The organism is Bordetella petrii (assembly GCF_000067205.1).
Taxonomy (GTDB): Bacteria; Pseudomonadota; Gammaproteobacteria; order Burkholderiales; family Burkholderiaceae_B; genus Bordetella_A; species Bordetella_A petrii.
Genome location: NC_010170.1, coordinates 72,452 through 97,337 on the forward strand (window position 1 = coordinate 72,452; position 24,886 = coordinate 97,337).

Below are 24,886 nucleotides of genomic sequence, written 5' to 3' on the forward strand. Positions count from 1 at the left end.
AAGAATCTGAGGGCTAATTGTCTGACAGGCGCTGCCTAGCGGGCCTGCCGCCCCCGGAGGAAACCATCGTGATCGAGCTCGCCGACCTGGACGAAATTGTTGCACTGCGGCGCGACATCCATGCCCACCCCGAACTGGCCTATGACGAACACCGTACCGCCGGCCTGGTGGCCGAGCGGCTGCGCGCCTGGGGCATAGAAACCCACACGGGCATCGGACGCACGGGCGTGGTGGGTGTGCTCAAGGCAGGCAGCGGCGACCGCGCCATTCTGTTGCGCGCCGACATGGACGCTCTGCCCATCCAGGAAGCCAACGAATTCGGTCACCGCTCGCGCCATGACGGCAAGATGCACGGCTGTGGCCACGACGGCCACACGGCCATGCTGTTGGCGGCCGCGCGGCACCTGCAGCAGGCGGGCGGCTTCAACGGCACGGTTTATGTGGCGTTCCAGCCAGCCGAAGAAAACGGCGGCGCCGGCGCCCGCGCCATGATCGAAGACGGGCTATTCGAACGTTTTCCGTGCGAGGCGGTATTCGGCATGCACAACTGGCCGGGCCTGCCCGCGGGCAGCTTCGGCGTGTGCAGCGGCCCGATGATGTCCGCCGCCAATGCGTTCAAGATCACGGTCACCGGCCGCGGCGGCCATGCGGCGGCGCCCCACGATTGCGACGATCCCGTGCCGGCCGTGCTGGCCATCGGTCAGGCGCTGCAAACTATCCTGACTCGCAGCAAGCGCCCCCTGGATGCCGCCGTGATCTCGATCACGCAGCTGCAGGCGGGCAACGACGTCACCAATATTATTCCGGGCACGGCCTGGCTGGGCGGCTCGGTGCGCGCCTACAGCGACGCGGTCGTCGATCTTATCGAGCGCCGCATGAACGAGCTGGCGGAGCCCATCGCCGCGGCCCATGGCTGCCAGGCCGAGGTGTATTTCGAGCGGCGCTATCCGGCGCTTGTGAACACGCCCGACGAAACCGCGTTCTGCCTGGACGTGATGCGCGACGTGGCGGGCGCCAGCCGGGCCAGCGTCATCGAGCCGGCCATGGCTTCAGAAGACTTCGCTTTCATGCTGCAGGCCAAGCCCGGCTGCTATGTTTTCCTGGGCAATGGCGACGGCGGGCACCGCCTGGCCGGCCACGGCCTGGGGCCGTGTTCGTTGCACAACGCCAGTTATGACTTCAACGACAGCCTGATCCCCGTGGGGGCCTCCTACTGGGTGCGGCTGGCGCAGCGGTACCTGGCTTGATCGGGCGTCCGATACGTCCGGCACCACGCCGTCAGCGTTCGCTTGTCTGTTTACTGCTTTTCCAACCGGAGCTGCCATGACCAGAACCGCCGTGCTGTCGAGATTCGCCCGCGCCTTGGCCTTTGCCGCCATTGCCACGGGCGCCGCCCCCGCCGCCGTCGCCCAGGAACCTGCCTGGCCGGGCAAGACCCTGACCCTGGTGGTGCCCTATACCGCCGGCGGCACCAACGACATGCTGGGCCGCACGCTGGGCGAGGTGCTGCGCGCCCGGCACGGCACCGCCACCATCATCGAGAACAAGCCCGGCGCGGGCGGCAGCGTGGGCGCGGACGCCGTGGCGCGCGCCAAGCCCGACGGCGCGACCCTGCTGCTGGCTTCGACCAGCCCGCTGACCATCTTTCCCAACCTCGTGAAGACGCCGTACGACCCCATGACAGATCTGGTGCCGGTGGCCAGCGTGGCGGTGGGTCCGGTGGCCATCCTGGCAACCAAGGCGTTGCCGGTGCGCAGCTTCGCCGAACTGGTCGACTATGCCAAAAAGCATCCGGGCAAGGTCACTTTCGGCGTGCCGGGCGTGGGCACCGTGGCGCACATCGGCATGGCCGACCTGAACAAGCAAGTGGGTATCGACATGCTGCAGGTACCCTACCGGGGCGGCAGCCAGGCGGTTTCCGACGGGCTGGGCGGGCAGGTCGACCTGCTGGTGGTCAATACCGACATCACGTTGCCGCACGTGCAGGCCGGCAGCCTGACGCCGCTGGCCGTGATGGCGCCGCAGCGGCTGGCGCCGTGGCCGCAGGTGCCCACCATGGCCGAACTGAAGCTGCCCGGCATCCGCTATTTTTCGAACTTCGCGCTGTTCGCGCCGGCCGGCGTGCCGCCGGAGGTCATGCACGCCATGCTCGACGAAATCGGCAAGGCCCTGGCAAGCCCGCAATTCCAGCAGATGCTGGACAAGGCCTTCATGCAGCCCGGCACGGGAATGGGCCAGGATTTCATCGAACAGGTGCGCGCCGACTACGCCAACAACCAGCGCGTCATCCGCGACAACAACATCCGCGTGCAGTAGCGCCGCGTTTTCAGCCGTGGCGCGGGCCGGCCATGATCAGCGCCATGCCGGCCAGGCACAGGCCCACGCCGGCCCAGTCGGTCGTCGCCGGGCGCACGCCGTCCACGGCCCATAGCCACAGCAGCGCCATGCTGACGTACACGCCGCCGTAGGCCGCGTAGACGCGGCCCGAGGCTGTGGGATGCAGGGTGAGCAGCCAGGCGAACACCGCCAGGCTGAGCGCTGCCGGCACCAGCAGCCACGCCGAATGGCCCTGTTTGAGCCACAGGTAGGGCAGATAGCAGCCGACGATCTCGGCCACGGCGGTCAGGGCAAACAGGCCCAGGGTATGCAGCAGGGGCATGGTTCGTCAGGCGGCCGGGCAGCCGGCCGCCGCGTTCAGGGTTTCTGCGCGAGCAGCAATTGGCATTGCCGCTCTTGTTCGGCGATTTCCGCCAGCGTGTCGTCGATGTCGCGGCGCTGCTGTTCCAGGGCGGCGCGATGCTGGGCCAGCACATCGAGATATTGCCGCAGTTGCAGCGTGCTGTCGCCCGGCCCGTCGTACATGTCGATGAGGGCGCGGATTTCGGATAGCTGCAGGCCCAGCCGCTTGCCCCGCAGCGCCAGTTTCAGGCGGGTGCGGTCGCGCGCGCTGTACACGCGGTTGCGCCCATCGCGCCCCGGGCTGACGATGCCCTGGTCTTCGTAGAAGCGGATGGTGCGCGGCGTGATGTCGAACTCGCGCGAGAGCTCGGAGATCGTCCAGGTAGGCGGCATGCGAGGTTTGGCAGTTTACGTAAACGTAAATTATGATGGCCTGGAACAATCGTCAAGCCTATCCGAGAGTATTCATGAATCCCAACGAGCACCAATTGCAGTATCCCTGGGGCGACGAACAGCCCGCGCCCGGCCGCGCCCAGCAGGTGGCCGATGGCGTCAAATGGATCCGCATGCCGCTGCCTTTCGCGCTGGACCACATCAACCTCTGGCTGCTGCGCGACGAGATCGACGGCCGTCAGGGCTGGACGGTGGTCGACTGCGGCATCAGCCGCGACGAGGTCAAGGCGCTCTGGGAAGAGGTTTTCGCCAACGAACTCGAAGGCCTGCCCGTGCTGCGCGTGCTGGTCACCCATATGCACCCCGACCACGTCGGTCTGGCGCATTGGCTGTGCGAACGCTGGAACGCCCCGCTGTGGATGAGCATGACCGACTTCATGGTGGGCTCGCTGTGGTCGTCGCGCCAGGGCGGCTCGGGCCCCAATGGGCACGCGGCGGTCGAGCACTTTGCCCGCCACGGGCTTACCGACCCGGACGCGCAAGACCAGATCCGCCGCCGCGCCGGCTATTACCCCAACCTGGTGCCCGCCATGCCGCCGCGCTACACGCGCCTGCTGCACGGCGACCGGGTCGCCATCGGCGGGCGCGACTGGCGCGTGATCGTCGGCTACGGGCACGCCCCCGAGCATGTGTCGCTGTTCAGTCCCGACCTGTCCACGCTGATTTCCGGCGACATGGTGCTGCCGCGCATTTCCACCAACATCAGCGTGTTCGACTACGAACCGGAATCCAACCCCCTGCCCCTGTACCTGGATTCGCTGGACCGCTATGCCGATTTGCCGGCCGATACGCTGGTGCTGCCCTCGCACGGGCGTCCATTCAAGGGCCTGCACCAACGCATCGCCCAGCAGCACCAGCACCATGCCGAGCGCCTGGCGGAAGTGCTTGAGGCCTGTGCGCAGCCGCAGTCCACGTCCGACATCGTGCCGGTGCTGTTCAAGCGCAAGCTCGACCTGCACCAGCTGACCTTCGCCATGGGCGAGGCGCTGGCGCACCTGCATGCGCTGTACTTTGCCGGCAAGGTCGCGCGCCAGACAGGCGCCGATGGCATCGTGCGCTTTACCGCGCGCTGACCGCGCCGGCGGGCCGGCGCCTTCAGCGGCTGGCGGTGGCCAGCCGCACGGCCAGCCCCAGGAACACCACGCCCGCCACGCGATTGAGCCAGCGCGATGCCGCCGGCGAGCGTTGCAGCAATTGGCCGAAGGTGCCGGAGAAAAAAGCAATGGCGCCGAACACCAGCAAGGTAGCCGCCATGAACACCGCCCCCAGCTCGACGATCTGCAGGCCCACCGGTCCGTGGGCGTGCGAGGTGAACTGCGGCAGGAACGCGAAGAAGAACAGCAACACCTTGGGATTGGTCAGGTTCATGATGATGCCGCGCCGGTACAGCGCGCCGCGCGCCAGGGGCGCGGGCCGCTCGGCCTGGGCGGGTCCGCCGCGCGCGCGCAGCGCCTGCCAGGCCAGGTACGCCAGGTAGGCGGCTCCCGCCAGCTTCAGAGCGATGAACGCGTGGGGCGACGCCGCGAATACCGCCGCCAGGCCGGCTGCCACGGCCGCCGTGTGCCCCAGCAGCCCGGTGCACAGCCCCAGCACCACGAACATGCCGGCCGAACGGCCCCATATGGCTGACTGCATCAGCACGAACAGGTTGTCGGGGCCGGGTGTCAGGGCCAGCAGGACGGCGATGCCGGAGAAGGCAAGCAGCGTGTCGAAAGGCAGCATGGCAAAAAGGCGGCCGCGCGCCGGGCGCATGCCATCCGGGGAAACACAAAGGGCTTCAAGCGTACTGCGCGCGGGCCGCGCGTGGCAATCGGCGCGGCCGGCGTTTCCGCGGATGCGGCGAATCTCCTAATATCGGGGTTCCGATCTTCTAGCCGTTTCCCGTTGCACCCGCCATGGACAAATCCCAAGCCCCGCATATCGACACGCTGCTGCAGCACACCGCCACCGCGCCGTTCAACCCGCAGACCGGCTCGGCGCCGGTCAACCTGCCGTCGATGCGCGCCAGCACCGTGCGCTTCCAAAGCCTGGACGCCCTGGAAGCCACGCAGCGCCGCAAGGCCGGCGGCGAGCGGGCCGCCACATACGGGCGCATGGGCATGGACACGCACGCCGCCCTGGAACAGGTGTTTTGCGAGCTTGAAGGCGGCACTCATGCTTACCTGGCGTCGTCGGGCATGGCCGGCATCACCATGGTGATGACTTCGCTGCTGTCTGCCGGCGACCACGCCCTGGTGGCCGACTGCGTCTACGGGCCGGTGTACGAGCTGGATGCCGCGCTGCTCAAGCGCATGAACATCGAACTCACGTATTTTTCCGCTGGCGACGACCTGGAAACCCTGGTGCGGCCCAATACCCGCCTGGTGTATGTGGAATCGCCTGGATCGCTGCTGTTCCAGATGCTCGACCTGCCGGCCCTGGCCGCCTTTGCGCGCCGCCACGACCTGGTGCTGGCCTGCGACAACACCTGGGGCTCGGGCTATGTGTACCAGCCGCTGCAGCTGGGGGCGCACGTATCAGTCGTGGCCGGCACCAAATATGTGGGCGGGCATTCCGACCTGATGCTGGGCGCGGTGATTACCAATGACGCGGACGTGGCCAAGCGCCTGAACCGCACGCAATATGCCATGGGTTACTCGGTTAGCGCCGACGACGCCTGGCTGGCGCTGCGCGGCGTGCGTACCCTGCCCATCCGCATGGCGCAGCATGCGCGTAATGCTCTGCAAGTGTGCGAGTTCCTGGCCACGCGCCCGGAAGTGGCGCGTATCTACCATCCGGCCTGGCCGGCCGACCCGGGGCATGCCTTGTGGCAGCGCGACTGCACGGGTTCGAACGGCATGCTGGCCGTCGAGCTGCGCCTGTCGCCCGAGGCGTCGCGCCGTTTTGTCGACGCGCTGCGCCTGTTCGGCATCGGTTTTTCGTGGGGAGGCTTTGAAAGCCTGGTGCAGTGGGTAACGCGCGGAGAACTGGCGCGCCACCGGTACTGGACCGGGGGCGACCATGCCCTGGTGCGGCTGCACATCGGGCTGGAAAACCCTCGCGACCTGATCGCCGACCTGGCGCAGGCCCTGCAAGCGGCTGCCTGAACGGGGAGCCGCTTGCTGGCCCCTACGAGGGGCCCGCCGCTACTCGCGGCTGAAGCCGCGCCTTACTGGCGTGCCAGGGGAATGAGCCGGTCGACTTCTTTCAGCGCGCCTTCGTAGCTGTTGCCGGCCAGCGCGGGCGAGGTCAGAAACTTGCCGCCCACGCCGAACGACGGCGTGCCGTCGATGTTGTAGGCCTGGGCCAGCTGGTCGGCGCGCTGCACCTGGGTTTGCACGCTGAAGGAATCGAAGATCGAGTCGAACTTGGCGCGGTCCACGCCCTGCTCGGCCGCCCAGTCGCCCATGGCCTTTTTGTTGAACAGGCGCTTGTGTTCGACGTGCATTGCGGTGAACACCTTGGAGTGCAGGTCGGGGCGGTTCAGCGTTTGCAGCGTGTAGTACAGCTGCTGCAGCGGTTTCATGCTGGCGTTGAAGGCCACCGGCACCTGCTTGACCACCACGTCCGACGGTGCCGTCTTGGCCCAGGCTTCGACCAGGGGTTCCATGGTGGCGCAGTGCGGGCAGGTGTAGGCGAAGAATTCCAGCACCTCGATCTTGCCCGGGGTGTCGGACGGCAACGGCGGATTGATGGCGACGTACTGCTGGGCGCCCTGGGCCTGGCTGGCCGGCGCGAACAGAGTGGATGCGGCCAGCGCCGCGGCGGCTACGAGGCGGGTGAACAGGGAGGACTGCATCGGGCGTGTTCCTGAGTGAAAGTTACGGGTACAGACCAGCGGTGTTGCGCATTAGTTCAATCGGCGGGCGGCGGCCTATTGCCGTACCACCGCCGATTCGATCTTGTTTTCGCCCAGCAGGCTGCGGGCGCGATTCATGTCGTCCAGGCGGGCGAACGGTCCGACGCGCACGCGGTTGACTTGCATGCCGTTGACTTCGGCGCGCTGCACGGCCACGGGCAGCCCCAGCAGCAGGATGCGCGCCTTCAGGCCTTCGGCATCTTCCAGCACCCGGTAGGCGCCAGCCTGCAGGAAATATTTGCCCGAGGCCGGGGCGGGCGCACGGGCCGCCGGCGCCTCGGGGGGCGTGCCCGGCGGCAGCGTGGCGATCAGGGCGCCCAGCTCGTCGGACTGCCCCTTGGACGGCGCAGGCGCGGCGGGCTGCACGCCCGGCAGCGGCGCGGGCGCCGTGGCGGTAGGGCCACTGGGCGGCGTGCCGGCCGCGCCGTCGCGCCCATACAAGCCCTGGTTGGGATCGGGCGCCTGGCGCGGATCGGGCAGCTTGGTGCGATCGGCGTCGCGGGTGGCGCGATCGACGAACGGCATGGGCGCCTTGGTGACATAGAACGCCACGACGGCCGCGATGATCAGGCCGACCAGGAGGCCGGCCAGGGCGCCGTACATGGTGCTGCCGCTTTGCTTGGGTTGTCGGGACGATTTGCGTTTGGTGGCCATGGGGACAGCTTACATCCGTTGCGGGGCAGACACGCCCAGCAGCGCCAGGCCGTTGGCCAGCACCTGCCGCGTCGTGGCGGCCAGGCGCAAGCGGGCCAGCTTCAGGGGCTCGTCGTCGACCAGCACGCGTTCGGCGTTGTACCAGGCGTGGAAGTCGGAGGCGCAGTCGCGCAGCCAGAAAGCGATGTGGTGCGGCGCCAGTTCTTGCGCGGCCTGCGCCACGATCTGCGGGAAGCTGGCCAGCCGCTGCATCAGGGCGAATTCGGTGGGCGCCGTCAGCAGCGCGGTGTCGGCCTGCGCGATGCGGGCGTCGTCGGCGCCCGCGTTGGCGATCATCGAGCAGATGCGGGCATGCGCGTACTGGATGTAGTACACCGGGTTCTCGTCGCTTTTCGACAGCGCGAGGTCGATGTCGAACACGAATTCGGTGTCGGCGCGGCGTTGGATCAGGAAGTAGCGCACCGCGTCGCGGCCCACCCAGTCGATCAGGTCGCGCAGGGTGACGTAGCTGCCGGCGCGCTTGGAGATCTTGACCTCTTCGCCGCCGCGCATCACCTTCACCATCTTGTGCAGCACGTACGCGGGGTAGTCTTTGGGTATGCCTTCTTCCAGCGCCTGCAGGCCGGCGCGCACCCGCGCCACGGTGCCGTGGTGGTCGCTGCCCTGGATGTTCACGGCGTGACGGAAGCCCCGCTCCCATTTGGCCTTGTGGTAGGCCACGTCGGGCACGAAGTACGTGTAGCCGCCTTCGCTCTTGCGCATGACGCGGTCTTTGTCGTCGCCGGTGCCCAGCTCGGTGGTGCGCAGCCACAGCGCGCCGTCTTGTTCGTAAGTGTGGCCCTTGGCCACCAGCGCCTGCACGGTCTGCTCGACCCGGCCCGAGGTGTACAGTGAGCTTTCCAGGTAATAGTTGTCGAACGCCAGGCCGAAGGCCTGCAGGTCCAGGTCTTGCTCGCGGCGCAGGTAAGCCACGGCGAACACCCGGATGTCGTCCAGGTTGTCGACGTCGCCACTGGCCGTGACGGCCGCGCCGTCGGCTGCCTGCAGGGTCTTGCGGGCGATGAAATCTTGCGCAATATCAACGATGTAGTCGCCCTTGTAGCCATCGGCCGGGTAGTCCGGCGAGTCGGGGGCGATGCCGCGCGCGCGCGCCTGCACGCTGACAGCCAGGTTCTGGATCTGGTTGCCGGCGTCGTTGTAATAGAACTCGCGGGTGACGTCACGGCCAGTGGCCGCGTACAGGCGGCAGATGGCGTCGCCCAGCGCCGCCTGGCGGGCATGGCCCACGTGCAGCGGGCCGGTGGGGTTGGCCGACACGAACTCGACCAGTACCTTTTCGCCGGTGGCGGGGGCGTGGCCGTAAGCCTCGCCCTGCTCGGCCACGGCCTGGATGACGGCTTGGCGGGCGGCGGCGGTAATGCGGAAATTGATGAAGCCCGGGCCGGCGATCTCGGCGTTTTCGACCAGGGCGCGCGCCGCGGTTTCGGCCATAAGGGCATCGACGATACCCTGGGCCAGTTCGCGCGGATTGCGGCGCGCCGGCTTGGCCAGCTGCATGGCGATGTTGGTGGCCACGTCGCCGTGGGCGGCGACCTTGGGCCGTTCGAGCAGCACCTGGGCCTGGGCATCGGGAAGGACGCTGGCGACGGCGGCCTGGATCAGCGAAATAAGTTGTTGTTGTTGCTCGGGGAGCATGGAGGAATCAGCAGAAAGTTTCGGGTATCAGCGAGAGCATGCCTGCCAGCACGAAGCCCGTCATCCATTTCGGCCGCACGACATCGGCGGGGACCGCGGTCAGGGCGTCTTGGGTGGCCAGGGGCACTGGCGCGCACCAGGTCATTCTTGGTGATGCGTCTCGAAAACCATGGTATTGGCGGGAATATCCTAGATCATAGCGTGATTTGGCGTGTTTTCCCCTGCCGGCGCGGTATTGGGCGGCGCGCGCCGCGGGGCTGCCCCTGGCGGGGCGCTATGCTCGTAACCTGCCATTGGCGTCTGCGCGTGCATTGCGGTAGTGTATGGAACTGACCACTGAGGGAGCCCGCAACATGCTCATCAAGTTCCATTCCAAGGCAGTCGCCGAAGTCCTGATGCTGTCGCAGAACGCCGCCCCGCTGCTGCGCGCGGCCGGCAAGTCATTTGGCGACGATGTTCCCGAACGCGGCGTGTTCACGTGCGAGCAGCTGCAGGCCGCCATCGACGGCATCGAGGCCGCCGTGGCGGCCGATGACCGCGCCCACGCCGGCCAGGAAGACGACGCCGATCGCCACGACAAGCCGGTACACCCCATGGCGCAGGCCGTCGACCTGCACCAGCGGGCGTTTCCGCTGCTCGACATGATGCGCCGCTCGCTGGCCGAAGGCGCCGACGTCACCTGGGAAGCCACCAAGGGCTGGTAGCCGGCAATGTCGCAAGTGCGACAGTTTGCGGCGCTGCGGCGCGGCATACTGGCGCCGCGTTTTCTTACCTGGTTTTCTTACCTATTACGGAGGCCTGCCATGCGCAGCGACGTGACCGTCATATTCGACGCCCGCCGGACGGTCGACCTGTCCGTGGACGTGGCGCCTTCCCCGCAGGCCGCCAGCGATGCGCGCGACTGGTTCGAGGCCGCCTGGGACACCCTGGGCTGCGAGCCGCTGCGGCCCAGCGGCAAGGTGCTGCTGCTGGACAAGATCATGGGCGTGGCCGACGCGCTGGGCTACGACGTGCTGTCTTCCGACGCCAAAGAAAGCCGCGAGTTTGCCCAGCACGCCGCCCTGGCCCTGGACAAGCCGCGCATCATCGTCGACCTGCCGGGGTTGTCCGTCGGGTATTGAGCCGGCAGGGGCTCGCCCAGGCGGCGCGGTGCCGCCCTAGCGTATGCCCGCGCGCATGAACGACTGCACGAACTGCCGCTGGAACAGCAGGAACCCCACCAGCAGCGGCGCGGCCGACAATAGCGTGGCTGCCGTGATGACCGACCAGTCTATGCCCTGGTCGGTGGCCGCGAACACCTGCAGGCCCACGGTAAGAGGCCGCGACTCCACCGAATTGGTGATGATCAACGGCCACAGGAAGTTGTTCCAGTGGTGGCTGACCGATACCAGCCCGTAGGCCACATAAATGGGCTTGGCCAGCGGCACGTACACTTTCATCAGCACCTGCAGCGGTCCGGCGCCTTCGACGCGCGCGGCCTCTTCCAGTTCGCGCGGCACGGTCTTGAAGGTTTGCCGCAGCAGGAAAATGCCGAAAGCCGACGCAAAGTACGGCAGGCCCACCGCAAACACCGTGTCGCGCACGCCCAGCAGGCTCATCGAGCGGTAGTTTTCCACCAGCAGCACGTCGGGCATGATCATCAGCTGCAGCAGCACCAGCATGAAGACCAGGTCGCGGCCGCGGAACTCGAACCGCGCGAAGGCATAGCCGGCCAGGGTCGACAGCACCAATTGCGCTGCCAGCACCATGGTGACCAGCATGAAGGTGTTCAGGAAATAGCGCGGGAACGGCGCGGCGTGCCAGGCGCGGCTGAAGTTCTCGAGCGTCAGGGGTGCCAGCAGGTCGAAGCGGGTGGCGTACGCGGGCGGGTGGAACGCGGCCCACAGCGCATAGGCCAGCGGCAGTATCCACAGCAGGCCGAGCAGCCAGGCGCCCAGGGTGTCGAGCTTGCGGGTCATTGATAGTGTGTCCTGCGGTCGAGCCAGCGGAACTTCACCAGCGCGGTGATGGCCAGGATCAGCAGCAGCACCACGGTCAGGGTGGCCGCGTATGAGGTGTCCCAGAAACTGAAGCCCACCTGGTAGATGTAGAACAGCAGCAGCGTGCTGGCGTTGTCGGGTCCGCCGCGCGTCATGACCACCACGTGGTCGACCAGCCGGAAGGCATTGATCAGCGCATTGACCAGCACGAACAGCGTGGTGGGCATCAGCAGCGGCCACAGTACGCGCCGGAAATACTGCCAGCGCGACGCGCCCTCGAGCAGCGCCGCTTCGCGCAGCGACGGCGATACGGTCTGCAGCGCGGCCAGGTAGAAAATCATGAAGAAGCCGGCTTCTTTCCAGATGGTGACCACCATCAGCGCCGGCAGCGCGGTGTCGCGGGTGCCCAGCCAGTTCGGGCCGGCCGCGCCGAACCAGTGCATGACTTGCGCGATCAGACCGTACTGCGGCGTATAGAAGAACAGCCAGATGTTGGCCACGGCCACCATGGGCAGCACGGTGGGCGTGAAGTACGCCATGCGCAGGAAGCCGCGTCCGGCCAGGTTGCGGTTGACCCACAGGGCCATGACCAGCGCAATGGCGATAGACAGGGGAATGGTGCCCAGCGCGAACCACAGGTTGTTCCATAGCGCCTGCCAGAACACCGGGTCGTCGCCCATCACGGCATAGTTTTCCAGCCCCACGAAGCGTGCCGGCCGGCTGCCTCGCGGGGTGGAAAAAAAGCTGTGCCACAGCGTGGCCAGCGCCGGATAGTGCGTGAACGCGGCCAGCAGCACCAGGGCTGGCAACAGCAGCAGCCAGCCGTACACCGCTTGCAAGGACCGGTTCATGGGGTTGCGGCCTTAGCGGTAGGAGCGCAGCACGCGGTCGGCCTCGCGCTGCGCGTCGCCCATGGCCTGCTGCGGCGTCTTCGAGCCGGTCAGCATGGCTTGCAGGGCGTCGTTCAGCGTCTTGGTCACGCGCTGGTTCTCATGCGTGGAAAACTCGGCCACGCTTACCGACAGCTGGTCGCGCGCCACGGTGGCGGCGGGCACTTCGGCGGCGTACTTCTTCATCTTGTCGGTTTCCCACGCTGCCGGCGTGACAGCCACGTAACCGGTGGCGATGCTCCAGTCGGCCGCGCGCTCGGGCGTGGTGGCCCATTGCGCGAACTTCAGCGCCGCCGCCTGCTGTTCCGGAGTGCCGCTCTTGAAGATGTAGAAGTTGCCGCCGCCGGTGGGGCTGCCGCCGCGCTTGGCCTTGGGCATCATGGCCACGCCGAACGGGAAATCGGCGTTCTTGCGAATGTTGGTCAGGTTGCCGGTGGTGGTCCAGACAATGGCCGCCTTCTTTTCCAGGAAGTCCTTGGGCGTGGTGCCCCAGTCGACCGTGCCGCGCGGCATGACGCCATGCTTGGCCGACAGGTCGTTCCAGAACTGCGCGGCCTCGATCACGGCGGGCTTGTCCAGGTACACCTGGTTGCCCTCTTCGTTCATCAGGATGGCGTCGTTGGGCGTGGTAAGCGCCTGGAACAGCCAGTATGCGAACGCGCCGCCCGACGGGATCTTCACGCCCCACTGCGTGACATTGCCGGATGCGTCTTTCTTCGTGAGCTTCTTGCCGTAGTCGACCAGTTCATCCCAGGTGGCGGGCGGATGTTCCGGGTCGAGGCCGGCCTCTTTGAACAGGTCTTTGTTGTAGTACATCACGATGGTCGAGCGCTGGAACGGCACGCCCCATACGTGGCCCCCGGTGCGGCTGTTCTGCATGAAGGCGTCATAGAACCCGCCAAGCCATTTTTTGTCAGTCTCGGATTTGGCCAGGCTGTCGATCGGCACGATGGCGTCTTCGTCGATGAGCGTGAACATGTCGGTCGACAGCAGCACGGCCAGCTGCGGCGGCGTGCCGCCCTTCAGCGCGGTCAGGGCCTTGGCGATGGAATCCTGGTACGAGCCGGCGTAGATGGGCTTGATGTCGATGCCGGGGTTGTCTTTCTCGAATGCGGCGACCATGTCGTCGACGATCTTGGTGATGGGGCCGCCGACGGCCACCGGGTAATAAAACTCGACTTCTACGGGTTTGTCCTGCGCATACAGCGGCAGCGAGACAAAGGCGCCGGCCAGGGCGGCTGCCAGGGCTTTGAGGGCGGTGCGTCGCATGATGGCTTTTCCTAGAGGGAGCTGGCGCCGGAGCGCCCGGGGGTGGAGATGACCGCCGTGTCGGCGGCGAAGAAATGCTGGTGCTCGGGTTGCCACGACAGGCCCAGCGCGTCGCCGGCGGCCGCGCGCAGGTGGCCCGCCACGCGCACCGCCACGCCGCTGCTGTTGCCCAGGCGGCACACCACGATGGAATCGGCGCCAAAGTACTCCACGCTTTCCACGGTGGCGGGGCGACCATCGGCATCGATGCGTATGTGCTCGGGGCGCACGCCCAGGCGCGCCGCGCCCGAGGGCGCATGCGCCACAGGCGCGCCCGCTAGGCCGTCGATGACATGCGCGCCATCTTGCGCGGCCAGGCCGATCAGGTTCATGGGGGGCGTGCCGATGAAGCGCGCCGCGAACTCGGTGGCGGGACGCGCATACAGCCCGTCGGGCGTGTCCAGTTGTTCGATGCGGCCATTGCGCAGCAGCACCACCTGGTCGGCCATGCTCATGGCTTCGGTCTGGTCGTGCGTGACATACACCATGGTGATGCCCAGCGCCTGCTGCAGGGCGCGGATCTCGCGCCGCATGTCGTGGCGCAATTGCGCATCCAGGTTGGACAGCGGTTCGTCCATCAGGCATACCGGCGCTTCGGAAATGACCGCGCGGCCCAGCGCCACGCGTTGCTGCTGACCGCCGGACAGTTGCGAAGGCTTGCGGTCCAGCAGCGGCGACAAACCCAGCAGGTCGGCCACCCGTTGCAGGCGGCGCGGGTAATCGGCGGCCGGCTCTTTGCGGACCTTCAGGCCGAACAGGATGTTCTCGCGCACCGACAAATGCGGAAACAGCGCATACGACTGGAACACCATCGAGATGCGGCGCTGCGATGGCGGCAGGTGGGTGACGTCCCGGTCGCCGATGCGGATGCGGCCCGAGGTGGGCGTGTCCAGCCCCGCGATCATGCGTAGCGTGGTCGACTTGCCGCAGCCCGACGGCCCCAGCAGCACGGTGAAGCTGCCAGCGGGCGCGGTGAAGCCGACGCCCTGGATTGCGGCGGCCTCGCCATACTGTTTGGTCAGGTCTTCCAGGATGAGCGTGGACATAGTTGTTGGATGTGTCGTGTCAGGCTGTCATTCTGGCGGCAAATGAAATCCTTTTCATTCTGCGGTGCAAACATGACGCCGCAATGTCAGGGCCGCCGCCTCGTTTATTCGTCGATCAGGGCGCCGCCCTCGTGAAACGGATACGGGCCCGGATAGGCGCCGATATAGGCGTGGTGCGTCACCAGCGCGTGGTCGCGCCATTCATGCAGGTGGAAACCCGGAGGCTCCATGACGAACGCCGACGGCCCCTCGGGCCGCAGGTCCAGCGCCACCTGGTGTGCCGGACTGGGGCATGTCGAGGCCACGGTGCCGCCAAAACGCCGGAAAATGGTGCGGTGCAAATGGCCGCACAGGATTCTTTCGACGTTCGGATGGGCCGCCACGATCTGTTCCAGCTCCGCGGCGCCTTCCAGCAGGCCGATGGCGTCCATGTGCGCGATGCCAGTCAAGAACGGCGGGTGGTGCATGGCGATGACGGTGGGGCGGCCGGGCTGTTCGGCCAGGCGCTCGCGCAGCCATTGCAGCCGCTGCGCGCACAGCGCGCCATGGCTTTGCATGGGCACGACAGTGTCCAGCATCAGCAGGCGCAGCGGATGGTCTTCCACGGTGTACTGCACGTAACCGTCCTCCCCGTGCAGGTATCGGTGTTCCGGGAAGGCCTGCACCAGCGCCTCGCGCGCATCGTGGTTGCCCGGCATCAGGAAGTACGGCGCATTCAGGCCGTCCAGCATGTTTTTCAGATGGGCGTATTCCTGCGGGCGCCCGAAGTCGGTCAGGTCGCCGCTGACGATCGTCAGCGTGGGGGCGGGGTCCAGCCGGTTCAGTGCGTCGACGGCCGGCGGCAGGTAGCGGTCGGTCTCGACCACGCGGTAGGCCTTCTGGCCCGGCATGCGAATGTGCAGGTCAGTGATTTGTGCGATAAGCATGATGAGAGTGGATCCAAATCAACAAGTCGCGTTACGGCATCGTGCCGCGGGCCGGGGCGGGTTCATGCGCGGTTCTCGCGGGCGGCGGCCCCCGGCGCCACCATGACGCTGACGGTGTCGCCGGCCGCGTGGCCGCTGTGGGCGGGCGCTACCACGGGAAAGCGCTGGCCGTCGTCCAGCCCGATTTCATAGCGCACCGAGCCGCCCAGGAAAAAGCGCGCCAGCACGCGCGCGGGCAATGCGCCGGAGCGCGCAGGCTCCAGCCGCGCCTCGTGCGGGCGGAAGGCCAGGCTGTCGGCGCCCGCCACCAGCATGCCGCTTTGCAGGCCGGCGCGCACGCGGCACAGGGTGCCCAGGAACTCGGCCACGAAATCGCTGGCAGGCTCGCGGTAAAGGGTTTCGGCCGTACCCACCTGTTCCAGGTGGCCGGCCGACATGACGGCAATGCGGTCGCCCAGCATCATGGCCTCGTCCTGGTCGTGTGTGACGATGACCGTGGTGACGCGCAACTGGCGCAGCATCTGCGCAAGCTCCACGCGCAGGTGTTCGCGCAGTTTGGCGTCCAGCGCGGTCAGCGGTTCGTCCAGTAGCAGTACGCGCGGCTCGATGGCCAGGGCGCGCGCCAGCGCCACGCGCTGCCGCTGGCCGCCCGACAGCTGGTCGACCCGGCGATCGGCAAAACCGTCGAGCCGCACCAGCGCGAGCAGTTCGCGCGCGCGCCGCTCGCGTTCGGCCGCGGCGATGTCGCGCACGCGCAGGCCATACGCCACGTTCTGCACGACCGACATATTGGGAAACAGCGCATAGCTCTGGAACACCACGCCCACGCCGCGCGCCTCGGGCGGCAGGGTCGTGACCTCGTCCTCGCCAAAGCGGATCGACGCGCCCGCGTCGGCCTGCTCCAGTCCGCAGATCAGCCGCAACAAGGTGGTCTTGCCGCAACCCGAAGGGCCCAGCAGCGCCAGCGTTTCTCCGCCCTGCACGTGCAGGTCGATGGGCTGCAGCGCGCGCGAACCGTCGGGCCAGGTCTTGGCGCAATGCTTCAGGGTGATGGCAACAGGATCGGTCATGGTGACGAGGTCCGGGTAGATGCGATACGAGAAGGCCGGTCGCCGCGCGCGGCCAGCCATTGCAACCCCACCAGCAGTGGCACCAGCATCAGCAGGAACACCAGCGTATAGGCCGAGGCGATCTCCAGCCGCATCGAGGCATAGCTGTCGGCCAGGCCGACTGGCAGGGTCTTGGTCAGCGGCGTGTGCAGCAGCCAGGTCAGGTTGAATTCGCCGATCGACAGCGTCAGCACCGTAAGCGCGCCGGTGACGATGCCGGAGGCGGCGTTGGGCACGACGATCTGCAGAAAGCGCTGCGCGCGCGAAGCGCCCAGCGTGGCGGCGGCTTCGTCCAGCGTGGCCAGGTCGGCGCCGTGCATGCTGGCGCGCGCGGCCCGCACCATGAACGGCAGGGTGAACAGCACGTGGCCGATCACAATGAACCAGATGCTGCCACGCAGGCCGCGCACGGTGCCCCACGACACGATCAACGCCAGCGCCGAGGCCAGGCCGGGCACGGCCACCGGCAGTGTCAGCAATTCTTCGAGCGCGCGCGCGAGCCGGCCGCGGTACAGCGTCAGCACCCAGGCCGCCGGCACGCCCACCACGGTGCAGATGGCCAGCGTCAGCAAGGCCACCGCGAACGAGCGCCAGATGGTGTCGGCGTACAGCGACCACACCTGCTCGATCCAGCGCAGGGTCAACCCGCTGGACAGGCCCACGAAGTAGTTCTTCGTAAGCCCGGCCAGTACTGACAGCACTACCGGCCCGATCAGGAAGGCCGCGACCGCCAGCGTGATGGCCAGGCCCAGGCGGGTGTCGGTCTTGGAAGCGTTCATGCCGGCATCCTCCTCAGCCCGCCGCGCCCAGGCGCGCGCCCGCCAGGCTGTGCGCCACGTACAACACGGCCCAGGTAGCCAGGCCCAGCACAATGGACAGGGCCGCCGCCACCGGGATGTTGGCGTAGTTGGTGAACTCGTTGTAGATGGTGATGGGCAGCACGTCGATCTGAGTGGCCAGGGTGAACGCGGTGCCGAAGGCGCCCATGCTGGTGGCGAAGCTCATCGCGCCCGCGCCGATCAGCGCGGGCGTCAGGGCCGGCAGTTCGATGTCGACGAACCGCCGCCACGGGCTGGCGCCCAGCGTGCGCGCGGCTTCGAGCAGGCTGGCGTCGATCTGTTCGGCCGCGGCCGCCAGCACGCCGATGCAGCGCGGCAGCGAAAAGTACAGATATCCCAGGAACAGCCCGCCCATGCCATACGCGAACACCATGCGCTCGCCCGTCAGCCAGCTGGTGATGTTGCCGATGACGCCCTGTCGCCCCGCCAGCAGGATGATCAGGAACCCCACCACGACGCCGGGAAACGCCAGCGGAAACATCAACAGCGACATCAGCAGCCGCCGCCCCGGGAAATCGCGGTGCCAGGCCAGGAATCGGCCAACGGGCAGCGCCAGCAGCAGCGTGGCCAGCGTGGCGGCCAGCGACAGGGCCACCGTGTTGAACAGGCTGATCCAGTACTGCGGCCGGGTCAGCACTGTCAGGTAGGCCGACTGGCCGTCCTTGATCTCGGCGCCGATCAGCGCCAGGCCCGCCATCGGCAGCAGCCAGAATGCCAGGAACAGCGTCGCCGCCGGCACGGCGAACCAGATCCATCCGCGGCGCGCCATGTCAGCGCTCCGCGGCCTGTGCCGGCGCCATCAGTTCACCTCTTGCGCATAGCGCTGCGAGAACGCGCGCTGGCCGGCCGCCATCTTGGCGTAGTCCACCGTGCCGACGCGGGCGTACTCGGCGGCGGGCAGGAACTTCTTCTGCGCCTCGGCCGACATGGCTTCCGGCCGTACCGGGCGCAGGAAGGCATTGGCCCAGATCGCCTGGCCCTGGTCGGACAGGGTGAAGTCCAGCACCTTCTTGCCGTTGTCGGCGTGCGGCGCCCCGGCCACCAGGCTCATCACGTAAGGCACGGCAATGGTGCCTTCGGAGGGAATAACGAATTCGACATTGCCGCCGTCCTTGTACTTGGCGCGGTAGGCGTTGAAATCGTAGTCGATCAGGATCGGAATCTCGCCCGACAGCACCCGCGCGTAGGCGGTCTGCTTGGGCACGATGGGATCGTTGCCCGACATTTTCTTGAACCAGGCCAGCGCCGGGCCGAAGTCGTCCAGCGTGCCGCCCATGGCGCGATTGATGGCCACCGCGCCAGCGTAGCCCACGAACGCCGAGGCCGGGTCCAGGTAGCCCACCATGCCGCGGTACTCGGGTTTGAGCAAGTCGGCCCACGAGCGCGGCACGGGCTTGCCGCCCAGCGCGTCGACGTTGACCATCAGGCCCAGCGCGCCCGAGTGGATGGCGAACCATTTGCCGTCGGGATCTTTCATGCCGTCGGGAATCTGGTCCCAGTGTTGCGGCCGGTAGGCTTGCACCAGCCCGTCGTTCGCGGCCTGGATGCCGAAGGTGACGCCGTAGTACACCACGTCGGCCACCGGATTGTTCTTCTCGGCGGCGATCGAGGCCAGCGACTGGCCCGAGTTTTTATTGTCGGCCGGCACATTGATGCCGGTGGCCTGTTTGATGGCCTTCAGTTGGGTGCCCCAGTCGGCCCATTCGGGCGGACAGTTGTAGCAGATGGCGTTTTGCGCCTGCGCCGCGGCCCCGGTCAGGGCCATGGCCAGCGCGGCCGCGCGCAGCGCGGTGCGGATGAGCGGTTTCATGATGAGCGTTTCCTTGTCGGGGTGATAGAAGGGGCGACGGTGGCGGCGGTGCCGCCGTCGACGATGCGGTGCGGCAAGCGCACCGATGCGGGGAATTCGCCGCCGTCCAGGCGCGCCAGCAACATGGCGCACGCGGTGGCGCCGATTTCCCGGCTGGGTTGTTGCACGGTGCTCAGGGGCGGCACCATCAGCGCGCCGATGCTGACGCCGTCGAAGCCGCACACGGCGATGTCGTCGGGCACGCGCACGCGCAGCGCGGCCAGTTGCGCGATGACCGAAGCCGCCAGCAAGTCGTTGGAGCAGAACAGGGCGGTGGGTGCGTCGGCGCGCGCCAGCAGCTTGCGCAGCATCGGCGCGCTGGATTCGGTATGGGCCGCCACCGCCAGGTGCGCCACTGCGGGCAGGCCCAGTTCGCGCGCGCATGCGCGCGCGCCCAGCAGGCGCCGGCGCGCCCGGTCGGAGGCGGGTAGCGGCCCGCTGACGAAGGCGATGCGGCGGTGTCCCAGCGCGGCCAGCCGCGCCACCATTTCATGGGCGGCGGCCTTGTTATCGACCGACACGAATGGATGCGAGCCGGACTCGTTGTAGGCCAGGATGTGCGGCATGCCGGCCGCGTCCAGCGCCTGCAGCGTGGTGTTGCGAGCCGGGTTGCCCACGGTGAGGATCAGGCCGTCGATTTGATGGTCGATGAGCGCCTGCACCGATTCGGCTTCGACGGAAGGGTCGTAGCCGGTAATGCCCATCATCACGCTGTAGCCCGCCGTGCGCGCATGCTGCTCGGCGCCTTCGAAGCAATCGGCGAACACCGGGTTGGCCAAGGTGGGCAGCAGCAGCCCGATGGTGCGTGTGCGGCCGGCGCGCAGGCTGCGGCCGACGCGGTTGGGGCGAAAGCCGCTGCGCTGCGCCACGGCCTCGATGCGCGCCCGCGTCTCGGGACGTAGCAGCCCAGGCTGGTTGAAGGCGCGCGACACGGTGGCGGGCGATACGCCGGCCTTGCGGGCGATTTCCAGAATCGACGGTCGATGCGGCGGTTTGTCGGGCACGGCAGGTTCACCCATGAAAACGATTTCATTCTAGGGGTAAAGCATGACAGCCAGATGTCACGAGATACGGTATCGTGATTTTGTCGCTCAGCCAATTAAAACAGGTGGTGCGGCGCCGCAAGCCGCGCCCGCGGCACGCGGCTTGCGGGCGCTGCCAGGCGGCGCGTCGCGCTTGTGGCAACGCAATAACGGTCATGGGCGCGCGCTATACCGTCATAGAACAACGATGCTGTACAAGGGTATGGGGCAATGGCTGTAGAACTGAACTGCTTGAGCGCGACGCGAGCCGCTCAATTGCTGGCGCGCCGTGAACTGAGCGCCGAACAACTGTTGCGCGCGTGCTTTGCGCGCATCGAGCAGCGCGACGGCGTCGTGCATGCCTGGGCCGCGCTCGACAAGGCCCAGGCGCTCGCCCAGGCGCGCGCGCTCGACCAGTCCGCCACGCGCGGCGTCCTGCACGGGCTGCCGTTCGGCGTGAAAGACATGTTCGCCACCTTCGACCTGCCCACGTCTTACGGCTCGCCCATCTACGAAGGCCATCGCCCGCCCATGGACGCAGCCGCCGTGGCGCTGTGCCGCGAGGCCGGCGCGCTGGTGGCGGGCAAGACCGTCACTACCGAATTCGCCACTTACCAGCCGGGGCCCACGCGCAACCCGCACAACCCGGCCTATACGCCGGGCGGCTCGTCCAGCGGCTCGGCGGCGGCCGTGGGCGATTGCATGGTGCCCTTCGCGCTTGGCACCCAGACGGCCGGCTCCATCATCCGGCCGGCGGCGTATTGCGGCGTGGTGGGCTTTAAGCCGTCGTTCGGCCGCGTGGCGCGCGCTGGCCTGAAAAGCCTGGCCGAATCGCTGGACACGATTGGCGGTTTTGCCCGCAGTGTCGACGATGTTGCGCTGTTTGCCTCGGTGCTGATGCGCGATCCGGGCCTGCGCGAGCTCGACTACGACTCCCGCCCGCGCATTGGTATGTACCGCACTCTGCAATGGCGTCACACCCTGCCTGAAACCCGCAAGGCCTATGAGTTCGCCGCTGGCTTGCTGTCGCGCGCCGGCGCGCAGGTCTGCGAGCTGGAGCTGCCGCCCGATCTATGCGCGCTGGTGCAGGTGCATGCCGACATCATGAGCTTCGAGGCCGCGCAGTCACTGGCGTTCGAGCACGTCCACCACGCCGGCAGGCTGAGCAGTTCGCTGCTGGCGTTGCTTGAGGCCGGCAGCCAGATCAGCGCCGACGAGCACCGCGTCAACCTGGAGCGAGCCGCGCAGGGGCGCGCCCAGGCAGAGCCCTGGTTCGAAGACTACGACCTTCTGCTGGCGCCCAGCGCCAGCGGCGAAGCGCCCTTCATCGAGCAAGGCACCGGCGATCCGCAGTTCTGCCGTGTGTGGACGCTGTTCGGCTGTCCTTGCGTGCACCTGCCCTTCGACACCGGCCCGCAAGGCCTGCCGGTAGGCCTGCAGGCCGTGGGCCGGCCCGGCGACGACCGCCGCACCCTGGCGATAGCGCGCTGGGTGCTGAATGTGCTGCGTCCCGAAGGCGACGCCTGAGCGCGAGCGCGGACATTCCGGCGCGGAAAAGCCCCGCAATGTCGTAGAGTGTCAGATGCGGCAAGTCTCGCCCCCCGTACGGTGTCAGGCATCGCCGCGCGCCTCAGCCGTCTCGTCTGTGCGGCGCCAGGCACCTGCGCAGCCCGACACCATCCATACCCTTCGCCGCGTGCAACCAGGTGTCTGACTCCGCAGGTGTCGGACACCGCCGTGTGCCTCAGCCGTCTCGTCTGTGCGGCGCCAGGCACTTGCGCAGCCCAGCCCCATCCACTGCGCGCGGCCTGCGCCGCAAAAAGAAAAGCCCGCCGGGTAAGGCGGGCTTTTCGTGCCTGGGAACGCGGATCACGCGGCCTGGGCAGTCTCGCTTTCAGTGACGGTCACGCCGTTGGCCAGGTGCCGGTTCACGGCGCTGAGCACAGCCTGGAACGACGCCGTGACGATGTCGCGGTCGATGCCCACCCCGAAGCCGGTGGCCGAATCGCCCACCCGCAGTTCAACGTAGCTGGCCGCGCGCGTGTCGGTGCCGGTGCCGATGGCGTGCTCGTGGTAGTCCATGATGCGCACGGGGATGCCCAGCGCCGCGACGAAGGCCGAGATCGCGCCGTCGCCCGAGCCGGTGACCACGCGGCGCTCGCCGTTGTAGTCCAGCTCGACCTGGATGCTGAATTGCTTGCCCTGCCCGCCCGCCGGGTCGCCGTCGATGCGATGGCGCACCAGCTTCCAGGGGCTATGCTGCTCCAGGTACTCGCGGTTGAAAATGGTGTGCACATCGTCGGCCGTGACTTCACGGCCGGTCTCGTCGGTAACGCGCTGGATGGCGCGGCTGAATTCGATTTGCAGGCGGCGCGGCAGCACCAGGCCGTGTTCTTGCTCGAGCAGGTACGACACCCCGCCCTTGCCCGACTGGCTGTTGACGCGAATGACGGCGTCGTAGCTGCGGCCCAGGTCGGCCGGGTCGATGGGCAGGTAGGGCACTTCCCAGACGGCATCGGGTTTTTGCTGCGCGAAACCCTTCTTGATGGCGTCCTGGTGCGAGCCAGAGAACGCGGTAAAGACCAGGTCGCCGGCGTACGGATGGCGTGGGTGCACCGGCAACTGGTTGCAGTATTCGGCGCAGCGGCGCACTTCGTCGATGTCGGAGAAATCCAGCCCCGGATGCACGCCCTGCGTGTACAGGTTCAGCGCCAGCGTGACCAGGTCGACGTTGCCGGTGCGCTCGCCGCTGCCGAACAGGCAGCCTTCGATGCGGTCGGCGCCGGCCATGACGGCGAATTCGGCGGCGGCCACGGCGGTGCCGCGGTCATTGTGCGGGTGCACGCTCAGCACGATGCTGTCGCGGCGCGCCAGGTTCTTGTGCATCCACTCGATCTGGTCGGCGTACAGGTTGGGCGTGGTGGCTTCGATGGTGGCCGGCAGGTTCAGCACCATTTTGCACTCGGGCGTGGGTTGCCAGACGTCGGCCACGGCGTTGGAGACTTCCAGCGCGAATTCGGGTTCGGTGGTGCTGAAGACTTCGGGCGAGTATTCGTAGCGCCATTGCGTTTCGGGGTGCTGGGCCATGTACTGCTTGACCCACTGCGTGCCCGAGATGGCAATTTGCTTGATCTCGTCTTTGCTCATGTTGAACACCACCTTGCGGAACGCCGGAGCGCAGGCGTTGTACAGGTGCACGATGGCTTGCTTGGCGCCCGCCGCGGCTTCGACGGTGCGGCTGATGAGATCTTCGCGCGACTGGGTCAGCACGATGATGGTGACGTCGTCGGGAATGCGTTTTTCATCGACCAGCTTGCGCACGAAGTCGAAGTCGGTTTGCGAGGCCGACGGGAAGCCGACTTCGATTTCCTTGAAGCCGATCTTGACCAGCTGCTCGAAGAAACGCAGTTTGCGCTCGACGCTCATGGGCTCGATCAGCGACTGGTTGCCGTCGCGCAGGTCGGTGCTCATCCAGATGGGCGGCTGGGTGATGCGGCGGCTGGGCCAGGTGCGTTCGGAGAAATCACGCGCGAACGGCGCAAACGGTACGTATTTGGTGGCGGGGTTGGCAAGCATCAGTACACCTCGATCAATATTCCCGATGTGTGGCGGGAGGAATTCCGGTTTCGGTTCCGGGGAACCCTGTTCGGCAGGCCGGGATAGTGGTCCGGGGCATCAGCGGGCCATGAGTGGGCCGGCTGGAGGCAAGCGATGAACAGGGAACAGGCTTGTGGCGGAGCGTGGCTGCCGAGCTACCACGGGCGCTAGGCCCGGCAACCGATCGGTAGGTATAGCGATAGCGCGAAGGGGGAAATTTGCGCGCGCAGGCCGGCGACCGGGGCGCTGAGGCGTCCGGAGGCAATCGCGAGGGGGAATCGGATATCGGCCATAAGCCGTAAGTCAAACACATTTTTGGCCCCGGCGCAATGGCCAGGGCCGGAAGACCTACAGATTGGGTTCGATGCGGGCCCCCGCCGGGCGGGCCTCGGGCTGCGGCAAATTGGCGGCGGGCCGCGCCGTTGCGGGGCTGCCGGGGTTGCCCATTGGTTGCCGGGCTGCCCGGCCATCGAGAATATCGGCCTGCTGGCGGACCAGATCGAGTTTGCCGATGCGGCTGTGGCGCAGTTCGGCCAGCGCCTGGCGCAGGTCGCCCACGGTGAAGGGTTCGTCGCGGCTGCCCCACACCCAGCGCAGCACGGCCACGACTTCGTCGGACAACTGCGGCACCAGGTCGGCCAGGTCGTCCGAGGGCACGGGGCGGGCCCGCGCCGCGGCCATGTCGGAAGCCACCCAGGCGCGCGCAATGAAGAATATGATCAGCGTCCAGATGACCACCACGCCCCACCGCGCGTAGGGAAGCGCCCTTTGCAGGAAATTGCTGCCGTCCTGGCCGACGATCGGTAGATTTTCGAAGTTCAGGCCCTGACCGAGGCTGAGCAGCCACGAGGCTACGAGCAGCCACACGATGGCGGCAACGACCAGCACCACGGCCCTGATCAGCAGCCGGGGGAGCGCCAATTTGAGCAGCGTCTGACCGATCAGGCGGCAGTCTTGGCGGACGCGTTCGGGCGAGGTGGCATTCATCATGCAAAATATTGT

At 67.4% G+C, this 24,886-nt stretch carries 25 protein-coding genes; 7 read left to right on the forward strand and 18 right to left on the reverse strand.

Features of this window, described 5'->3' with window-relative positions:
- The first annotated feature begins 68 nt into the window (after positions 1-68).
- Complete coding sequence (locus BPET_RS00300; RefSeq protein WP_012247089.1) at positions 69-1,247, forward strand: M20 aminoacylase family protein; 1,179 nt, start codon at positions 69-71, stop codon at positions 1,245-1,247.
- 76 nt (positions 1,248-1,323) lie between these two features.
- Positions 1,324-2,316 carry a tripartite tricarboxylate transporter substrate binding protein gene (locus tag BPET_RS00305; RefSeq protein WP_012247090.1) on the forward strand — a complete coding sequence of 331 codons (993 nt, stop codon included), beginning with the start codon at positions 1,324-1,326 and terminating at the stop codon, positions 2,314-2,316.
- Positions 2,317-2,326: 10 nt separating this feature from the next.
- On the opposite strand, the gene BPET_RS00310 is transcribed toward BPET_RS00305, so the two are convergent.
- Both BPET_RS00310 and BPET_RS00315 read right to left on the reverse strand, forming a co-directional pair.
- Complete coding sequence (locus tag BPET_RS00310; RefSeq protein ID WP_012247091.1) at positions 2,327-2,659, reverse strand: YnfA family protein; 333 nt, start codon at positions 2,657-2,659, stop codon at positions 2,327-2,329.
- 35 nt (positions 2,660-2,694) lie between these two features.
- The gene (locus BPET_RS00315; RefSeq protein ID WP_012247092.1) at positions 2,695-3,072 is read right to left on the reverse strand and encodes a MerR family transcriptional regulator; all 378 of its coding nucleotides are present in this window, start codon (positions 3,070-3,072) and stop codon (positions 2,695-2,697) included.
- Positions 3,073-3,146: 74 nt separating this feature from the next.
- Between BPET_RS00315 and BPET_RS00320 the strand changes: the two genes are divergently transcribed.
- On the forward strand, positions 3,147-4,205 hold the full coding sequence (locus BPET_RS00320; protein WP_041862585.1) for an MBL fold metallo-hydrolase: 1,059 nt from the start codon (positions 3,147-3,149) through the stop codon (positions 4,203-4,205).
- 22 nt (positions 4,206-4,227) lie between these two features.
- Here the strand turns inward: BPET_RS00320 and BPET_RS00325 are convergent, their stop codons facing one another.
- Positions 4,228-4,854, reverse strand: coding sequence for a LysE family translocator (locus tag BPET_RS00325; protein ID WP_041863334.1), 627 nt, complete (start codon positions 4,852-4,854; stop codon positions 4,228-4,230).
- Positions 4,855-5,027: 173 nt separating this feature from the next.
- On the opposite strand from BPET_RS00325, the gene metC reads away from it, so the two are divergent.
- Positions 5,028-6,218: a cystathionine beta-lyase gene (metC, locus tag BPET_RS00330; protein WP_012247095.1), complete on the forward strand. Its 1,191-nt coding sequence runs from the start codon at positions 5,028-5,030 to the stop codon at positions 6,216-6,218.
- 62 nt (positions 6,219-6,280) lie between these two features.
- On the opposite strand, the gene BPET_RS00335 is transcribed toward metC, so the two are convergent.
- The 3 genes from BPET_RS00335 to argS all read right to left on the reverse strand — a co-directional run bounded on the left by BPET_RS00335 (position 6,281) and on the right by argS (position 9,319).
- A complete protein-coding gene (locus BPET_RS00335) occupies positions 6,281-6,910 on the reverse strand; it encodes a thiol:disulfide interchange protein DsbA/DsbL (RefSeq protein ID WP_012247096.1) in 630 nt (209 codons plus the stop codon).
- 75 nt (positions 6,911-6,985) lie between these two features.
- Entirely contained in the window at positions 6,986-7,624 is a 639-nt protein-coding gene (locus tag BPET_RS00340) for an SPOR domain-containing protein (RefSeq protein WP_012247097.1), read from the reverse strand.
- A gap of 9 nt (positions 7,625-7,633) precedes the next feature.
- Positions 7,634-9,319 carry an arginine--tRNA ligase gene (argS, locus tag BPET_RS00345; RefSeq protein WP_012247098.1) on the reverse strand — a complete coding sequence of 562 codons (1,686 nt, stop codon included), beginning with the start codon at positions 9,317-9,319 and terminating at the stop codon, positions 7,634-7,636.
- 353 nt (positions 9,320-9,672) lie between these two features.
- On the opposite strand from argS, the gene BPET_RS00350 reads away from it, so the two are divergent.
- The gene (locus tag BPET_RS00350) at positions 9,673-10,023 is read left to right on the forward strand and encodes a DUF1840 domain-containing protein (protein WP_041863336.1); all 351 of its coding nucleotides are present in this window, start codon (positions 9,673-9,675) and stop codon (positions 10,021-10,023) included.
- Between the two features lie 99 nt (positions 10,024-10,122).
- Positions 10,123-10,440, forward strand: coding sequence for a hypothetical protein (locus BPET_RS00355; RefSeq protein ID WP_012247100.1), 318 nt, complete (start codon positions 10,123-10,125; stop codon positions 10,438-10,440).
- Positions 10,441-10,476: 36 nt separating this feature from the next.
- On the opposite strand, the gene BPET_RS00360 is transcribed toward BPET_RS00355, so the two are convergent.
- The 10 genes from BPET_RS00360 to BPET_RS00405 all read right to left on the reverse strand — a co-directional run bounded on the left by BPET_RS00360 (position 10,477) and on the right by BPET_RS00405 (position 20,269).
- Positions 10,477-11,277 (reverse strand): carbohydrate ABC transporter permease, encoded by an 801-nt coding sequence (locus BPET_RS00360; protein WP_012247101.1) that lies wholly within the window; start codon positions 11,275-11,277, stop codon positions 10,477-10,479.
- On the reverse strand, positions 11,274-12,149 hold the full coding sequence (locus BPET_RS00365; RefSeq protein WP_012247102.1) for a carbohydrate ABC transporter permease: 876 nt from the start codon (positions 12,147-12,149) through the stop codon (positions 11,274-11,276). The genes BPET_RS00360 and BPET_RS00365 overlap by 4 nt, the downstream gene beginning before the upstream one ends.
- A gap of 12 nt (positions 12,150-12,161) precedes the next feature.
- Positions 12,162-13,457: an ABC transporter substrate-binding protein gene (locus BPET_RS00370; RefSeq protein ID WP_012247103.1), complete on the reverse strand. Its 1,296-nt coding sequence runs from the start codon at positions 13,455-13,457 to the stop codon at positions 12,162-12,164.
- An 11-nt stretch (positions 13,458-13,468) separates the two neighbouring features.
- The gene (locus tag BPET_RS00375) at positions 13,469-14,542 is read right to left on the reverse strand and encodes an ABC transporter ATP-binding protein (protein WP_012247104.1); all 1,074 of its coding nucleotides are present in this window, start codon (positions 14,540-14,542) and stop codon (positions 13,469-13,471) included.
- A 104-nt stretch (positions 14,543-14,646) separates the two neighbouring features.
- On the reverse strand, positions 14,647-15,468 hold the full coding sequence (locus tag BPET_RS00380) for a phosphodiesterase (RefSeq protein ID WP_012247105.1): 822 nt from the start codon (positions 15,466-15,468) through the stop codon (positions 14,647-14,649).
- Between the two features lie 62 nt (positions 15,469-15,530).
- Complete coding sequence (locus tag BPET_RS00385) at positions 15,531-16,538, reverse strand: ABC transporter ATP-binding protein (RefSeq protein WP_041862586.1); 1,008 nt, start codon at positions 16,536-16,538, stop codon at positions 15,531-15,533.
- On the reverse strand, positions 16,535-17,356 hold the full coding sequence (locus tag BPET_RS00390) for an ABC transporter permease (protein ID WP_012247107.1): 822 nt from the start codon (positions 17,354-17,356) through the stop codon (positions 16,535-16,537). The genes BPET_RS00385 and BPET_RS00390 overlap by 4 nt, the downstream gene beginning before the upstream one ends.
- 13 nt (positions 17,357-17,369) lie before the next feature.
- Positions 17,370-18,185, reverse strand: a complete 816-nt coding sequence (locus BPET_RS00395; RefSeq protein WP_012247108.1) for an ABC transporter permease — start codon at positions 18,183-18,185, stop codon at positions 17,370-17,372.
- Between the two features lie 30 nt (positions 18,186-18,215).
- Positions 18,216-19,226: an ABC transporter substrate-binding protein gene (locus BPET_RS00400; RefSeq protein ID WP_012247109.1), complete on the reverse strand. Its 1,011-nt coding sequence runs from the start codon at positions 19,224-19,226 to the stop codon at positions 18,216-18,218.
- Positions 19,223-20,269 (reverse strand): LacI family DNA-binding transcriptional regulator, encoded by a 1,047-nt coding sequence (locus BPET_RS00405; RefSeq protein WP_012247110.1) that lies wholly within the window; start codon positions 20,267-20,269, stop codon positions 19,223-19,225. The genes BPET_RS00400 and BPET_RS00405 overlap by 4 nt, the downstream gene beginning before the upstream one ends.
- Before the next feature lie 249 nt (positions 20,270-20,518).
- Here BPET_RS00405 and BPET_RS00410 point away from each other — a divergent pair, with 249 nt between their 5' ends.
- Positions 20,519-21,814 (forward strand): amidase, encoded by a 1,296-nt coding sequence (locus tag BPET_RS00410; RefSeq protein WP_012247111.1) that lies wholly within the window; start codon positions 20,519-20,521, stop codon positions 21,812-21,814.
- Between the two features lie 342 nt (positions 21,815-22,156).
- Here the strand turns inward: BPET_RS00410 and leuA are convergent, their stop codons facing one another.
- Positions 22,157-23,866, reverse strand: coding sequence for a 2-isopropylmalate synthase (gene leuA, locus BPET_RS00415; protein WP_085970189.1), 1,710 nt, complete (start codon positions 23,864-23,866; stop codon positions 22,157-22,159).
- 366 nt (positions 23,867-24,232) lie between these two features.
- Complete coding sequence (locus tag BPET_RS00420) at positions 24,233-24,874, reverse strand: hypothetical protein (RefSeq protein ID WP_012247114.1); 642 nt, start codon at positions 24,872-24,874, stop codon at positions 24,233-24,235.
- Positions 24,875-24,886: the final 12 nt, after the last annotated feature.

Excerpts from the sequence above, each read along its gene's own strand:
- BPET_RS00305 (WP_012247090.1), top strand. The coding sequence starts at position 1,324 with ATGACCAGAACCGCCGTGCTGTCGAGATTCGCCCGCGCCTTGGCCTTT.
- BPET_RS00310 (WP_012247091.1), bottom strand. The coding sequence starts at position 2,659 with ATGCCCCTGCTGCATACCCTGGGCCTGTTTGCCCTGACCGCCGTGGCC.
- BPET_RS00315 (WP_012247092.1), bottom strand. The coding sequence starts at position 3,072 with ATGCCGCCTACCTGGACGATCTCCGAGCTCTCGCGCGAGTTCGACATC.
- BPET_RS00320 (WP_041862585.1), top strand. The coding sequence starts at position 3,147 with ATGAATCCCAACGAGCACCAATTGCAGTATCCCTGGGGCGACGAACAG.
- BPET_RS00325 (WP_041863334.1), bottom strand. The coding sequence starts at position 4,854 with ATGCTGCCTTTCGACACGCTGCTTGCCTTCTCCGGCATCGCCGTCCTG.
- metC (WP_012247095.1), top strand. The coding sequence starts at position 5,028 with ATGGACAAATCCCAAGCCCCGCATATCGACACGCTGCTGCAGCACACC.
- BPET_RS00335 (WP_012247096.1), bottom strand. The coding sequence starts at position 6,910 with ATGCAGTCCTCCCTGTTCACCCGCCTCGTAGCCGCCGCGGCGCTGGCC.
- BPET_RS00340 (WP_012247097.1), bottom strand. The coding sequence starts at position 7,624 with ATGGCCACCAAACGCAAATCGTCCCGACAACCCAAGCAAAGCGGCAGC.
- argS (WP_012247098.1), bottom strand. The coding sequence starts at position 9,319 with ATGCTCCCCGAGCAACAACAACAACTTATTTCGCTGATCCAGGCCGCC.
- BPET_RS00350 (WP_041863336.1), top strand. The coding sequence starts at position 9,673 with ATGCTCATCAAGTTCCATTCCAAGGCAGTCGCCGAAGTCCTGATGCTG.
- BPET_RS00355 (WP_012247100.1), top strand. The coding sequence starts at position 10,123 with ATGCGCAGCGACGTGACCGTCATATTCGACGCCCGCCGGACGGTCGAC.
- BPET_RS00360 (WP_012247101.1), bottom strand. The coding sequence starts at position 11,277 with ATGACCCGCAAGCTCGACACCCTGGGCGCCTGGCTGCTCGGCCTGCTG.
- BPET_RS00365 (WP_012247102.1), bottom strand. The coding sequence starts at position 12,149 with ATGAACCGGTCCTTGCAAGCGGTGTACGGCTGGCTGCTGCTGTTGCCA.
- BPET_RS00370 (WP_012247103.1), bottom strand. The coding sequence starts at position 13,457 with ATGCGACGCACCGCCCTCAAAGCCCTGGCAGCCGCCCTGGCCGGCGCC.
- BPET_RS00375 (WP_012247104.1), bottom strand. The coding sequence starts at position 14,542 with ATGTCCACGCTCATCCTGGAAGACCTGACCAAACAGTATGGCGAGGCC.
- BPET_RS00380 (WP_012247105.1), bottom strand. The coding sequence starts at position 15,468 with ATGCTTATCGCACAAATCACTGACCTGCACATTCGCATGCCGGGCCAG.
- BPET_RS00385 (WP_041862586.1), bottom strand. The coding sequence starts at position 16,538 with ATGACCGATCCTGTTGCCATCACCCTGAAGCATTGCGCCAAGACCTGG.
- BPET_RS00390 (WP_012247107.1), bottom strand. The coding sequence starts at position 17,356 with ATGAACGCTTCCAAGACCGACACCCGCCTGGGCCTGGCCATCACGCTG.
- BPET_RS00395 (WP_012247108.1), bottom strand. The coding sequence starts at position 18,185 with ATGGCGCGCCGCGGATGGATCTGGTTCGCCGTGCCGGCGGCGACGCTG.
- BPET_RS00400 (WP_012247109.1), bottom strand. The coding sequence starts at position 19,226 with ATGAAACCGCTCATCCGCACCGCGCTGCGCGCGGCCGCGCTGGCCATG.
- BPET_RS00410 (WP_012247111.1), top strand. The coding sequence starts at position 20,519 with ATGGCTGTAGAACTGAACTGCTTGAGCGCGACGCGAGCCGCTCAATTG.
- BPET_RS00420 (WP_012247114.1), bottom strand. The coding sequence starts at position 24,874 with ATGATGAATGCCACCTCGCCCGAACGCGTCCGCCAAGACTGCCGCCTG.